The 13,087-nt window shown below is 71.3% G+C and carries 14 protein-coding genes; 2 read left to right on the top strand and 12 right to left on the bottom strand.

What is annotated here, in order from left to right:
- Position 1: 1 nt before the first annotated feature.
- The 5 genes from ACZ6WN_RS28570 to ACZ6WN_RS28550 all read right to left on the bottom strand — a co-directional run bounded on the left by ACZ6WN_RS28570 (position 2) and on the right by ACZ6WN_RS28550 (position 3,887).
- Positions 2-838: an NADPH-dependent oxidoreductase gene (locus ACZ6WN_RS28570; protein ID WP_465869602.1), complete on the bottom strand. Its 837-nt coding sequence runs from the start codon at positions 836-838 to the stop codon at positions 2-4.
- A gap of 59 nt (positions 839-897) precedes the next feature.
- Entirely contained in the window at positions 898-1,791 is an 894-nt protein-coding gene (locus ACZ6WN_RS28565; RefSeq protein WP_465869600.1) for a hypothetical protein, read from the bottom strand.
- A gap of 25 nt (positions 1,792-1,816) precedes the next feature.
- Entirely contained in the window at positions 1,817-2,659 is an 843-nt protein-coding gene (locus ACZ6WN_RS28560; protein ID WP_465869598.1) for an arylamine N-acetyltransferase family protein, read from the bottom strand.
- Entirely contained in the window at positions 2,656-3,087 is a 432-nt protein-coding gene (locus ACZ6WN_RS28555) for a flavin reductase family protein (protein WP_465869755.1), read from the bottom strand. Before ACZ6WN_RS28555 ends, ACZ6WN_RS28560 begins: the two co-directional genes overlap by 4 nt.
- A 62-nt stretch (positions 3,088-3,149) precedes the next feature.
- The gene (locus ACZ6WN_RS28550) at positions 3,150-3,887 is read right to left on the bottom strand and encodes a lysophospholipid acyltransferase family protein (protein ID WP_465869596.1); all 738 of its coding nucleotides are present in this window, start codon (positions 3,885-3,887) and stop codon (positions 3,150-3,152) included.
- A gap of 180 nt (positions 3,888-4,067) precedes the next feature.
- Here ACZ6WN_RS28550 and ACZ6WN_RS28545 point away from each other — a divergent pair, with 180 nt between their 5' ends.
- A complete protein-coding gene (locus ACZ6WN_RS28545; RefSeq protein ID WP_465869594.1) occupies positions 4,068-4,556 on the top strand; it encodes a hypothetical protein in 489 nt (162 codons plus the stop codon).
- Here the strand turns inward: ACZ6WN_RS28545 and ACZ6WN_RS28540 are convergent.
- Genes ACZ6WN_RS28540 through ACZ6WN_RS28520 form a run of 5 tightly spaced genes read right to left on the bottom strand, consistent with a single transcriptional unit; the run spans position 4,553 to position 8,571 of the window.
- On the bottom strand, positions 4,553-5,515 hold the full coding sequence (locus ACZ6WN_RS28540; protein ID WP_465869593.1) for an ROK family protein: 963 nt from the start codon (positions 5,513-5,515) through the stop codon (positions 4,553-4,555). The genes ACZ6WN_RS28545 and ACZ6WN_RS28540 overlap by 4 nt on opposite strands.
- Before the next feature lie 10 nt (positions 5,516-5,525).
- Positions 5,526-6,479: an ROK family glucokinase gene (locus ACZ6WN_RS28535; RefSeq protein WP_465869592.1), complete on the bottom strand. Its 954-nt coding sequence runs from the start codon at positions 6,477-6,479 to the stop codon at positions 5,526-5,528.
- A gap of 3 nt (positions 6,480-6,482) precedes the next feature.
- A complete protein-coding gene (locus ACZ6WN_RS28530) occupies positions 6,483-6,905 on the bottom strand; it encodes a hypothetical protein (RefSeq protein ID WP_465869590.1) in 423 nt (140 codons plus the stop codon).
- Positions 6,906-6,907: 2 nt separating this feature from the next.
- Entirely contained in the window at positions 6,908-8,128 is a 1,221-nt protein-coding gene (locus ACZ6WN_RS28525) for an ArsA family ATPase (RefSeq protein WP_465869588.1), read from the bottom strand.
- Positions 8,125-8,571, bottom strand: a complete 447-nt coding sequence (locus tag ACZ6WN_RS28520; RefSeq protein WP_465869586.1) for an SRPBCC family protein — start codon at positions 8,569-8,571, stop codon at positions 8,125-8,127. Before ACZ6WN_RS28520 ends, ACZ6WN_RS28525 begins: the two co-directional genes overlap by 4 nt.
- Positions 8,572-8,703: 132 nt before the next feature.
- Here ACZ6WN_RS28520 and ACZ6WN_RS28515 point away from each other — a divergent pair, with 132 nt between their 5' ends.
- Positions 8,704-10,497, top strand: coding sequence for an AMP-dependent synthetase/ligase (locus ACZ6WN_RS28515; RefSeq protein ID WP_465869584.1), 1,794 nt, complete (start codon positions 8,704-8,706; stop codon positions 10,495-10,497).
- Positions 10,498-10,612: 115 nt separating this feature from the next.
- Here ACZ6WN_RS28515 and ACZ6WN_RS28510 read toward each other — a convergent pair whose 3' ends face one another.
- A complete protein-coding gene (locus tag ACZ6WN_RS28510; protein ID WP_465869582.1) occupies positions 10,613-11,827 on the bottom strand; it encodes a M48 family metallopeptidase in 1,215 nt (404 codons plus the stop codon).
- A gap of 29 nt (positions 11,828-11,856) precedes the next feature.
- Entirely contained in the window at positions 11,857-13,071 is a 1,215-nt protein-coding gene (locus tag ACZ6WN_RS28505) for a hypothetical protein (RefSeq protein ID WP_465869580.1), read from the bottom strand.
- Positions 13,072-13,087 lie beyond the last annotated feature (16 nt).

Below are 13,087 nucleotides of genomic sequence, written 5' to 3'. Positions count from 1 at the left end.
GTCAGCGACCGGGGAAGCCGAGACGCTCGAGCTGTGCGCGGAGGCGATGACGGCCGGCCATGCTCGCGGGACCGACGAGGCGGGCGAGGACGCGCTCGGACCAGTCGCCGCCGAGACCGTAGGTGGCGTTGTAGCCACCGAGCCGCTCGTCGTACGCCGCGAGATCATCGGCTGCCGGGGGCGAGTAGGTCTCGTGGTGGAGGACGACGGACTGGGGAAGCCGGGGCTTGACCCCGGCCGGCTCGGCCGGGTCCGGTACGCCGACGGCGAGGCCGAGCACGACGAACGCGCCGGGAGGCAGGCCGATCTCGGCCGCGATCTCCTCGGGGTGGTTGCGGGCAGCGCCGACGCAGACGGTGCCGAGGCCGAGCGAGGAGGCGGCGACGATGGCGTTCTGGGCGGCGAGGGTGGCGTCGATGACCGCGAGGAGCGTGGACTCGAAGTAGTCGGTCGCCTCGACCCGGGTCCCGGCCGCGGTCGCCAGGCCGCGGGCGCGACTCAGGTCGGCGACCCAGAGCAGGAAGAGCGGCGCGGCCTCGATGAACGCCTGGTCACCGGCGAGCTCGGCCAGCCGAGCCTTGCGGGCCGGCTCCCGGACCGCCACGACGCTCCAGGTCTGCAGGTTGGACGAGGTCGGCGCCGAGGAGGCCGCGGCGACGATCGCGGTGAGCTGGTCATCGGTGACCGGGTCGCCGAGGAACGAGCGCACCGACCGGTGCCCGAGCTGGTGCTCGATCACCGAGCTGGTCGTCGCCAGGGCGGCGAGCGCAGGGTCGCGGTAGCGGGCAGAGATGGCAGAGATCGCGGAGAGGGCGGAGTCGGTGGCAGTCTCGGTCACCCGGCCAGAATAGTCGACCGAACGACTAGACAATGACGGCGTCCATGGGCGCTGCCGGCCTAGCCGTCGAGGCGCTCCACCTCCGCGGCCGCGGAGTCCCGCGCGGCGACCGCCTCCGCGACCGCCGACTCGGCGGCATCGCGTTCCTCCTCCGCCTCGGTGAGCTCGTCGTCGACGTCGACGGCGGCCGCCTCCAGGTCCGCCAGCCGGCGGCGGAGGTCCTCGATCTCCGACTTCACCTGGAGCGACCTCGCCTCGACGTCCTTGAAGGCCGACATCGCCTTGTCCCGCTGAGCCTCGGCACCGGACAGCGCCGACTCCGCCTCTTCCAGCGCCTCGCGGGCCTCGTCGAGCGCCGCCGTGTCGGGCAGGTCCGGGACCGCGCGCAGCGGCTCCGGGGGCGGCGGGACGACCTCGGGGACCTCGAAGCCCAGGGCCTGGGCCAGGGCGACCGACCCAGCCGCGTCCACGGCGTCGACGCCGGTGGCGGACAGCGGGGAGACCAGCAGGCCGCTGCGTACGGCCTGGGCGGCGGACTCGTCGACCATGGCCGCGGTCAGTGTCGCCTCGACCTGGGTCGCCACCGCCTCGGTCACCCGGAGACCGTGCTCGCGCGCCAGCCCTCGCGCACGGGTGGTCACCGCCGCGGTCAGCTGGCGCCGCTGCTTGGTGAGCTCCCGCAGCTGGGCGGCGTCCATGCCCGTCTGCGCCTCGCGGAGCAGCGCCCCGACCGAGATCACCTGCTCGACCTGCTCGGTCTCGTAGCGCACCAGCAGGTTGACCACCCAGGCCGCGGTCGCGGGCTTCTTCAGCGCCTTGACCGGGCCTGCCAGAGGGGTGCCCTTCAGCTCCTTGGCCCGGGCGTCGCGCGCGGGGGTGAAGTCGGCGAGCGGCAGCCCGTAGAGCTCGGCCGCGATGTCGAGCAGCTCGGGGTCGGGTGCGTCGTCGCTCATGTCCGCCATCTCAGCACGTCCGCGGCTATCGCGTCAGCAGCCACTCGTCGTAGTCCGCGGCCTGTCGCTTGTGGAGCTCACGCAGCGCGTCCTCCTCGACCCCGGTCAACGAGAGCCCGAGACCCTCCAGCGCAGCCGACCACTCCGCGAAGTCGCGCAGCTCGCGGGTGAGCGCACCCTCGCCGATCCGGGTGTGCCGGATCGAGCGGACCGTGTCGGCACCGGTCGCGTCGCGTCGCTGCACGACCAGCTTGCTCGTGTAGGGCCCCGGCGGGGTCGAGAGCTCCGGGTGACGACCCGCGACCTCGTCCGGGCCGACCTCACCACGGATGAGGTTGCCGTGGAAGGACCCTGCCGGATCGTGGTGGAAGGTCCACCCGTCCTCGCCCACCCGCACCAGCCGGTAGACGAAGCCGTTCTGCCGGAAGTGGCCCTCGACCAGCGGCAGCGGATCGCGGAAGGCGTCGCCGAAGCCCAGATCGGGCCACCAGCGCCCGTCCGGGTTGTCGGCCGTCGGCAGCCCGCGGACCTCGAAGGCGAGGTGGTCCAGCTCCCCGCTCGGGCCGGTGGTCTCGATCAGCTGGCCGGGGCGGCGTACGACCTCGAACCCGAGCTCCTCCAGGACGAGCGCGACCAGGCCGTTGTGGTGGAAGCAGTAGCCGGCGTTGCCGCCGGCGGCGACCCGTTCCAGGGTCTCCCCCGGGTCGACGGAGTGCGGTGCACCGGTCGCGCCGATGGCCGCGAGCATGATCGAGAGGTTGTCGTAGGGAAGCGTGTCGAGATGGCGATGATGAAGATCGACCAGCGTCTCGTACGTCGCCTCCGGCCGCCCCTCGAAGCCGAGCCGCCGCAGGTAGCCCTCGATCATCGTTCATACCTCCCGTGCCTGTGGACCAGCGGGTCGGCGTCGTCACCGACCTCGAGCGACACGATCTCGCACGTCGCCAGCGCAGACCAGCCGATTTCCTGCAGCGAGACCAGGCGTACGCCCGCCCAGGTCGGCGCGTCGGCGAGCCGAGGGCCGAACTCGGTCGTCTCCCACGACCCGGACCGGAACGCGCCGCCCGGAGCGGGAGCGGTGCCCCCGAACGCCTCGGCGAGGTCTCGATGGCGCCAGTGGAGCAGCGCCACGACCCCCACACCGGTCTCCTCGAGCTCGTCGCGGAGGTCCGAGTCGGGATCGAGCAGGCCGAGGACGGCCCCGGGTGCCCCGTTGGCCACCATCAGCGAGGAGACCGTGAGCCCGGCCCGGGAACCGGCGGAGCCGGAGGTCCACAGCGAGACCCGCCCACCCAGACGACCGCGCCACCGGCGTACCGGATCCTCCGGCGTCGGGAACGGGTGGGACGAGTGGATCGTCAGGCTACGTCCTTGGTAGGCCGCGAACGCTTCTTCGCCGGCTTCTCGCCGTCGGCCAGCTTCTTGGCCTCGGTCGCGTACATGTCGACGTACTCCTGGCCGGACAGCTTCAGGATCTCGTAGACGATCTCGTCGGTGATCGCGCGCAGGATGTAGCGGTCGTTGGCCATGCCCTCGTAACGCGAGAAGTCCAGCGGCTTGCCGTAGATCACCCGCGGGTGCACGATCTTGCCGAACTTCTTGCCCGGAGGCGCGACCACATCGGTGCCGATCACGGCGACCGGGATCACCGGCGCACCCGTGTCCAGGGCGAGCCGGGCCACGCCCGTACGTCCCCGGTAGAGCTTGCCGTCGTGGGAGCGGGTGCCCTCGGGGTAGATCCCGAAGAGCTCGCCCTCGCCCAGGACCCGCTTGGCGGCGATCAGGGCGCCCTCGGCGGCGGTCGCGCCGGAGCGGTCGATCGGGACGTTCCCGGTGCCGCTGAAGAACGCGCGCTGCAGGAAGCCCTTGAGGCCCGTGCCGGTGAAGTACTCCGCCTTCGCGACGAAGCGCACCATCCGCGGCGAGCCGAGCGGCATGAAGAGCCAGTCGGCGTAGGAGAGGTGGTTGCTGGCCAGGATGGCCGGTCCCTTGCGCGGGAGGTTCTCGACACCCTCCCAGGTCGGGCGGAAAACGGTTCGCAGCAGCGGGCCGATCGCGACCCACTTCAAGAACGAGTAGAAGAGCTTCGTCGACACCCCATCGCCTCCCTGATTGCCTTCGACCGGTGAGCCTATAACGAGACAGGTACTTCTACTCCCGCGCCCTGTCATGAGATCCGGCTAGGCTGGAGGAGTGAGCGAGCGTCAGCGAGGGAACCGAGGAAAAAACACGGCGCCGCGTCCGTATTCTGGCGCTTGCGCTACGGAGGTGGCGACGTGAGCGATCGAGACGACCGGCCCGAGGACGCGACCGGGGCCTCCGACGACGCCTCCGTGCCCTCGGAGAGCCAGCCGTCGGACGACGAGGCATGGCGCGAGATCGTCGAGAACTACGGCGAGCGGCCCGCCCTCGAGGAGGAGCCCGTCGCCCGCGATCTCTTCGAGAAGAGGATCGACATCGTCGAGACGGTCGACGAGCCGGATCCCTATGACGACATGTGGCGCGACGACGAGGAGGGCTACGTCCCGCCGCCTCCGCCGCCGCTGCCCAAGCCGACCCCGGCCCGCCTGCTCGCCTGGATCGGCGTGCTCGGCGCACCGGTCGCCGTGCTGCTCCTGATCGTGATCACCCAGATCACCGACCGGCAGTTCAGCAGCTGGGTCATCGGTGGCCTGGTCGCCGCCTTCCTGGCCGGCTTCGTCTACCTGCTGATGACGATGCCGTCCGAGCCGCGCGACCCGTGGGACGACGGCGCCCGCGTCTAGCTCTCGCCGGTCAGGCGGCGGGCCAGGATGCTCGCTCCCACGACCCCCGCCTCGGCACCGAAGGCGGTCGCCACGATCGGCGGCACCTCGCGATGGAGGCGGCCCACGAGCGAGCCCTCCAACGCCGTGCGCGCCGGCGCCAGCAGCAGGTCGCCCGCCGTGGAGACTCCCCCGCCGACGACCAACAGCCCGGGGTCGAAGGCGGCCACCAGGCCGGCCATCCCGACCCCCAGCCACGACCCCACCGACTCGTACGCAGCCAGCGCGAGCGCATCGCCGCGGGCCGCGGCGGCGGTGACCGCCGGGCCGGTGATCTTGAGCGGGTCACCCGCGGCCAGCTCGTCGAGCGCGCAGCCGGCGTACTCCTCGGTCTCCACACGGGCGCGCACGAAGGCGACCAGCGCGTTGCCGGAGGAGTACTGCTCCCAGCAGCCGGTGAGGCCGCACTCGCACGGGAGCCCGCCGGGCACGACCTGCATGTGGCCGAACTCCCCTGCCATGCCGTTGCGGCCCCGGACGACCCGGCCGTCGAGGACCACGGCGCCGCCGATGCCGGTGCCGAGCGTGATGAGCAGGGCCGAGCCGACTCCTCGGGCCGCGCCGAGCTCCAGCTCCGCCAGCGCGGCGCAGTTGGCGTCGTTGTCGAGCGCCACCCGGGTGCCCCATCGCGAGGAGAGCCTGGTCAGGGTCGGCTCGCCGCGCCAGGGCAGGTGGGGGGCGAACATGACGCGCTCCCCGGCCGCGTCGACGAAGCCGGCGGCGGCCAGGCCGACGCCGGCGACGGGGCGGCCGTCGGCCACCTCGGTGACCGCCTCGGTCAGCGCGTCCTCCACCAGCTCGAGCTCGACCCGGCGTCCGGGCGTGCTGCGCTGGGCGGTGCGGAGCACCTCACCGTCCGGTGCGACCTCCGCCGCGAGCACCTTGGTGCCGCCGATGTCGACACCGATGTGCAGACTCACGTGTGGTGACTCACTTCCGAGCCAGGTCCGCCGCGCCGATCAGACCGGCCTGGTTGCCGAGCGTCGCCTTGCGGACGTCGAGCATCGGCCGGTGTCCACGGCCGGTCAGCTGAGCCTGGAAGGCACGCCGAGCGGGGCCGAGCAGCAGGTCGTCGGCCTCGGCCACTCCCCCGCCGATGGCCACCACGGCCGGGTCCAGCACGGCGGCGATCGAGGCGATCCCCTCACCGAGCCAGATGCCGAGGTCGGTCAGCGCCTCGATCGCGAAGGCGTCCCCGTCGCGGGCTGCCTCGGTGATCAGCGGGCCCTTGATCTTCTCGAGGTCGCCCTCGGCACGGTCCAGGACGTCGCGGGCCAGCAGGGACCCTCCGCGCGCGGCGGAGCGGACGTTGCGCACCAAGGCGGACCCCGAGGCGTACTGCTCCCAGCAGCCGCGGTTGCCGCAGCCGCACAGGTGGCCGTTGGGCACGACCCGCATGTGACCGATCTCCGCGCCGACGCCGAAGGCGCCGCGGTAGAGCTCGCCCTCGAGCACCAGGCCGCCGCCGACACCGGTGCCGACGGTCACCAGCATCATGTTGTCGACCTCGGCACCCGCGCCGTACTCGAACTCGCCCCACGCGGCCGCGTTGGCGTCGTTCTCGATCACGACCGGGAGCTCGAGGACCTTCTCCAGGCGCTCCTTGAGCGGTACGTCACGCCAGGCGATGTTGGGCGCGAACATGACCGTCGAGCGGCCCTTATCGATGTAGCCCGCGGCGCCGATGCCGACGCACTCGATCGGGTGGCGGGTCTTGAGCTCCTGGACCACCTCGATGATGGCGGCCTCGATCGCCTCCGGGCTCTTCGCCGGTGACTCGACGCGGTGGTCCTCGATGATGGTGCCGTCGTGGTCGACGACACCGCCGAGGATCTTGGTGCCCCCGACGTCGACACCGCAGGCCAGCTTCTTCGTCGTCGTCATGCCTCAGCTCCAGCCGTCGAGATCGATCCGGTCGACCTTCTCCGAGCGTCGCGCCCGGTCCCGGGTCGCATCTTCCTCAGCCCGCACGCCATCACCGTGTGCATCCTCGTCTTCACTAGGGCCAGCACCCGGACTCGTGGCCGCCGCGTTGAGCACCGTGACCGCGGCCTGCATCAACGATGCGGCAGCGCTGGCCAGGTGCACCTTGACCTCCGGACTCGACTCCCGGAGGACATGTACGGTACGGCACAGCGGGCAGTAGGCACACTCGGGAGCCCCGGTATCGAGATGCTCCCCGAGCCCCTCGGCGAAGTGGCCGATCCGGGAGTCCTTGGCCCACTCCCCGATGGCCTCCATCAACCGGCCGAGCTCCTCGGCGGTCGATCCCAACGGCTCGTCGGCCCACTCGTGGCGCTGCTGGCTCACGATTACTCGCTCTCGGTGTTCGTCGTCTGGCGAGAAAACGTTACTCGCAGCTCGCCACCCTCGACGCGCGCCCCGCTGACGCTCATCCGGGCGAGCGCGGCGGGAAGGGTCAGCAGGCGCCGGTAGGCCCCCACGGTGATGGCCAGCTCGTCGCCGTTGCGGCCCAGCTGCACCTGGTCACGCTCGACCCACTGCGCCAGCCCGGGCAGCGCCAGATGGACGATCGTGGCCTCGCCGGTGGTCTCGATGCGAAACGGAGCCGCGGTCTCGGGGGCGGCGAGCGGGTCGACGCTGCCGGACCAGGCGTACGCGGCCTCGGCGACCTCGCGCAGGTCCTCGACCCCCACCGGCTCGGTCGGCCGGTAGAACGAGCGCCAGACCGGCAGCCCCTCGAACGAGGCCCCGACGTCGCCGAGCACGTCGTCCTGGGCCTTGACCCAGCCGGCGCGCCAGTCGTCGGAGCCGCCGGCCGGGAAGATCCGGTTGGCGACGACACCGTCGACGCGGTAGCCGTAGAGGGACAGGGTCGTCCAGGACCGTCGTGCCTCGGCCAGCACGACCCGCTCGGGGGTCAGCACGATGCGTACGGAGGCCTCGGGGCCCGACAGCAGGGCACGGACCTCCGCGAGCTCGTCGTGGAGCCGGACCAGGGCGTCGAAGACGGAGTCGCCGGGCATCGGCACCCCGGCGGCCTTGGTCAGCACCGGCTTGAGCGCCCTCACCATCGAGCGCTGCATCGGGAGGATGCGCTCCAGATACCAGCCGAGGGCCTCGGGCAGGGCGAGCAGCCGCAGCGTCTCGGCGGTCGGGGCGCAGTCGACCACGATCGTGTCCCACTCGCCTGAGACCGCCGTCCGGCGAAGCTCCAGGAGGGCGAAGACCTCCTCGGCACCGGGGATGATGGTCAGCTCCTCGGCCGCGATCCGGTCCACCCCGATGGTGTCCAGGACGCTCAGCAGATAGCCCTGCACCTCCGCCCACGACTCCTCGAAGCGGCGCTGGGCGTCGACGTGCTGGACATAGAGGTTTTCGGCGACCTGGACGGGCTCGGAGCCGAGCGCGCCGTGCTCACCGGAGACGCCGAACGCGTCTCCCAGCGAGTGGGCGGCGTCGGTGGAGAGGACCAGGGTGCGCAGGCCGCGGGCCGCGGACAGCGCCGCGGTGCCGGCCGAGACGGTCGACTTGCCGACGCCGCCCTTGCCGGTGAAGAGAAGAATTCTCACGAAGGCGTGCCCTGCTTCTCGACTCTCTGCTTGAGGCCTCGCAGGGCGGTGTCGATCAGGACCTTCTCGCCCTTGCGCTTGAGCATGCCGATCAGCGGGATGCTCAGGTCGAGCGCGAGCCGGTAGGTGACCTCGGTGCGCCCGCCGAGGTCGCGCAGCACGTAGGCGCCGTCCATCGAGCGCAGCAGGTTGCCCTTGACCAGGGACCAGGTCACCTGGCGGTCGTCGTCCCAGTCGTAGGCCAGGGTGTACTCGTCCTTGATCGGCGCGACGTCCAGCACGAACCGGACCTGTTCGGCACGCCCGTCGACGCCGGTCTCGACGACGCTGACCTCCTGCATGCCCTTGGCCCAGGCCGGATAGGACTTGAAGTCCGCGATCACCGCCATCACTGCCGAGGGCGCGGCCTCGATCACGATCGTCGAGGTGGTCTGATCGGCCATCGGTGGTGTCCTCACTCCCTGACTTGCTAGGTGCCATGGAGCGTACCGGATAGCATCCCGGTGAAATGGTCGGGCTGTGACGGGGGTAACCTCCGGTTCGTACCCACCTACCATCAGTATGCGGAGGCCCTTGTGCGCGAGTTCTCCACGCCCGCGACGTACGTTGTTCCCCCCACCGGCAGTCTGAGCGACGATGTCGTCCGCAACGCCGCCGAGGCGCCCGATGCCGCCGTCCTCAGCCGGCCCGGCGCGGACGGCTCCTGGGTCGACGTGACGTCGTCCGAGTTCCTCGCTGAGGTCTCGGCGGTCGCCAAGGGACTGATCGCGGCGGGTGTCGGCGCTGGAGACCGGGTCGCGCTGCTCTCGAAGACGCGCTATGAGTGGACGCTGATCGACTACGCGATCTGGTTCGCGGGCGCGACGACGGTGCCGATCTACGAGACCTCCTCGGCCGAGCAGATCGAGTGGATCCTCCAGGACTCCGCCGCCGTGGCGATCATCGCCGAGGACGCCGGCCACATGAGCCGGATCAGCGAGGTCCGCGCGTCCTGCGCCGCGCTCAACAGCGTGTGGTCGCTCAACGACAACGCCGTCGACCTGCTGGTCAAGCTCGGCGCCGACATCACCGACGAGCAGCTCGAGGCCCGCCGCAGCGCGGTCACCCCCGACGACGCCGCGACGCTGATCTACACCTCCGGCACCACCGGCCGCCCGAAGGGCTGCGTGCTGACCCACGGCAACTTCATGTTCGAGCTCGGTGTCGTCGTCGACTCGCTCGACGGCCTGTTCAACATCGAGGGCCGCAGCACGCTGCTGTTCCTGCCGCTCGCGCACGTCTTCGCGCGGATCATCCAGATCGGCTGCATCACGTCCCGCACCCGCCTGGGCCACACCCCCGACATCAAGAACCTCGTCGCCGACCTCGGCACCTTCCGGCCGACCTTCGTGCTGGCCGTGCCGCGAGTCTTCGAGAAGGTCTACAACACCGCCTCGCAGAAGGCCGTGGCCGACGGCAAGGGCCGCATCTTCGACCTGGCCACCGAGGTCGCCATCGAATACTCCCGGGCCACCGAGACGGGCAAGGCGCCGTTCCTGCTCGCCGCCAAGCACAAGCTGTTCTCCAAGCTCGTCTACGGCAAGCTGCTCGCCGCGCTCGGCGGCAACTGCTCCTACGCGATCTCCGGCGGGGCGCCGCTCGGCGACCGCCTGGGCCACTTCTACCGGGGCATCGGCGTCACCGTCCTGGAGGGCTACGGCCTCACCGAGACGACCGGCGCGCTCACCGTCAACCTGCCCGAGGCGTTCAAGATCGGCACCGTCGGCCGGCCGATCCCCGGCACCTCGGTGCGGGTCGCCGACGACGGCGAGCTGCTCTTCAAGGGCGGCCAGGTGCTGAAGGAGTACTGGCAGAACCCCACCGCCACCGCCGAGGCCAAGACGGAGGACGGCTGGTTCCACTCCGGCGACCTCGGCGAGGTCGACGACGAGGGCTTCGTCAAGATCACCGGCCGCAAGAAGGAGATCCTGGTCACCGCCGGCGGCAAGAACGTCGCCCCGGCCGTCCTCGAGGACCGCCTGCGCGCCCACGTGCTCGTCGACCAGTGCATCGTCGTCGGCGACGGTCAGCCGTTCATCGGCGCGATCGTCACCATCGACCCCGAGGCGCTGCCCACCTGGGCCGAGGCCAACGGCAAGTCCGGCAACATCGAGGACCTCGTCGACGACGAGGACCTGCGCGCCGTGGTCCAGAGCGCCGTCGACGACGCCAACAAGGCGGTCTCGAAGGCCGAGTCGATCCGCAAGTTCGTGATCATCCCCGACTCCTGGACCGAGGAGGGTGGCCAGCTCACCCCCAGCCTCAAGCTCAAGCGCAACGTGGTCATGCGTGAGTTCTCGCACGAGGTCGACGCGCTGTACAGCAAGTAGAACTCAGGACGCCGAGTCGGCTCGTCCTGACCGAAATCTCTGCCGAGTCGGCTCGTTATGACGAGCCGACTCGGCGAGGATTCTCGTCAGGACAAGCCGACTCGGCCTTCTTTTCTCAGTCGAGAACGCGGTGAGCGATCGCGATCCGCTGCAACGTCGTCGGGTGGGAGCCGAACCACCACTGCGACCAAGCCTGCGGCGACGGGTCAGACAGACCCCGTACGCCGAGGTCGTGCTGCAGCCGGATGAACGACTCCAGGTCGCCGGTGGCATGGAGCGCGTCGACATCCGCACGAGCCTCGACGTGCCGGCTGAGGCCGTTCTGGATCGGCATCGCCAGCACGCTCGCCAGCGCGAAGACCGCCATCAGCATCGGGACGGCCTCGGGGGTGGCGTACTCGTCCTCGCGGCGGTAGGACAGCAGCAGGCCCAGCAGACCGACCCCGGCGACCGCGCCGGCGGCGCCGATCACGGTGCCGACCAGGACGTCGTCGTGCTTGGCGTGGGCGAGCTCGTGGGCCACGACGGAGAGCACCGCACCGCGCGCGGCCGCGCCCCGCTGGGAGTCGACCAGGTTGTCGTAGAGGACGACCCGGCGGGTGGAGCCGAAGCCGGTGACGTAGGCGTTGAGCGAGGTCGTACGCCGGGAGGCGTCGACCACCAGGACGTCGTCGAGCTCGACCCCCTCACGCTCGGCGATCGCCATCACCTCGGTGCGGAACTGGCCGCGCGGCAGCGGCTCGAAGTCGTTGAACAGCGGCTCGATGACCACCGGGTAGACGAACGAGCCGACGACCACCAGGGCCGCGACCAGGGCGGCGGCGACGGCCGGCCACCAGCGCCGGCCGAGACGGATGCAGGCGAAGAGGGCGAGCAGCGCCGCCGAGGTGGTCACGATGCCGACGGCCTGGTTCAGCAGCGAGTCGCCCAGCCAGGGGCCCCATGCCTGCCGGGAGAGCCCGTAGCGCATCTGCAGGCGGTGGATCGCCACCCCGAACGGCAGCGTCGCGACCCAGCCGACGAGCGTGACCACGGCGACCGCGAGCACCACCCGGAGCAGCCACGGCCCGCGCAGCCGCGCGACCAGGCGCCGACCCAGCGGGGTGAACCCGAGCACACAGGCGACCACCAGCGAGACGACGAGCGAGGCGCGGCTGATCCAGCGAGCGGTGCCGGAGTAGGCCAGCATCCGCTCGAGCTCCTCGGGGGTGAACACCTCGCGCTCGTCGGGCAGGTCCAGCGCGCCGCCCGGGTAGGGGTGCCACGGGATCAGCGCCCAGGCGAGCACCACGAACGCGACCGCCCCGAGAAGGAGAACCACCCAGGACACGCGTCGTGTTGTGACCACTTCTGCCCCCGTCATCGAGCCGATTCTGACAGACGGGTCCGCCAGCGGTCGGTCAGCTCGTCCTCCCCGAAGCCGAAGCCGGCCTGCAGCGCCTTCTCCAGACCGATGCCGCGCCCGGTCTCCTCGTAGAGGTCGACCAGCGCCTGCTCGCCGCCGGCCTCGGCGAGCACCTCGCAGGCGAGCCAGGCGGCTTCGTACTCGGCGCCGAAGTGCTCCGAGCGGGTGTTGAACTCGGCCTTGCCCGGCAGGTGGTCGGGGGCGCCGTTCTCGCGGACCTGGGCGAGGATCTGGCCGGCGGTCTTGGACAGCGGCAGCTCGGTGTCGCGGAGCGCGACGTAGTCGGCGAAGCCCTCGACCAGCCACATCGGCCGTCGGGTGTTGGTCGCGGCATCGGTGGCCGCGTGGGTGGCCTCATGGGTGATGACGACCTGGGCGCCAGGGGCGTCGAGGCCGCCGATGACGCCCTGGTTGACCCAGACGTGCAGCGGGGTGCCCACCTTCGTGGACCCGTCCACGGTCGCGGTCACCGCGGCGACGGCGGCGTAGGTCCCCCGCTGCGTGCCGAGCGCGGCGTCGAGCCCGGCCGCAGGCACCTCGAGGACCAGTCGCGGGTCCTTCCAGGGGATCACCTTGCGGACCCCGGCGACCGCGGTGGTGGCCAGCTCCGCGTAGCGGTCGGCGACCTCGGCGGAGGCCTGGACGACCACGAGGGTCGAGCCGGTGCGACGCACCTCGACCGGTCCGCTGAGCCACAGCGGCATCCGGGTCCCCTGGGCCGCCGAGAACCCGGTGATCGCACCCTCGGCATCGAAGCCGACCTTCAGCTCCTCGGTCAGCACCGGGTCGCCAGGAGTACGCCACGACATCTCGACGTCGGCCGTCCAGGCGCCGTCCGGCTCCACGTTGCCCGACTCCGCGACGTACCTCGCGGTGACGTCCTCGATGCCGATGGCGTGCGCGTTGCTCACCGCCACTGCGGCGGCGTCCTCGCCGTCGGGCTCCGCCCCGTCACGTACGTCCTCGACCAGCGCCTGCAGCGAGGCCCGTGCGCCTTCCGTGTCGGCGCGCACGACCGGCGCGGTGGTCGGGGTCGGCGCGACGTACTCGCCACCGCCGGTCAGCCGCCAGCCGACGAACCCGGCGAGCAGCATCACCAGCACCAGCCCGGCCCCGATGATGGCGGGGTGAGCCCGGAGGCGGGAAAGAAGAGAGCCGACCGTTCGCACCTGCGAACGATCGGCC

The sequence above is a fragment of the Nocardioides sp. NPDC054178 genome (assembly GCF_055585005.1).
This window is presented reverse-complemented; position numbering and strand designations above follow the sequence as displayed.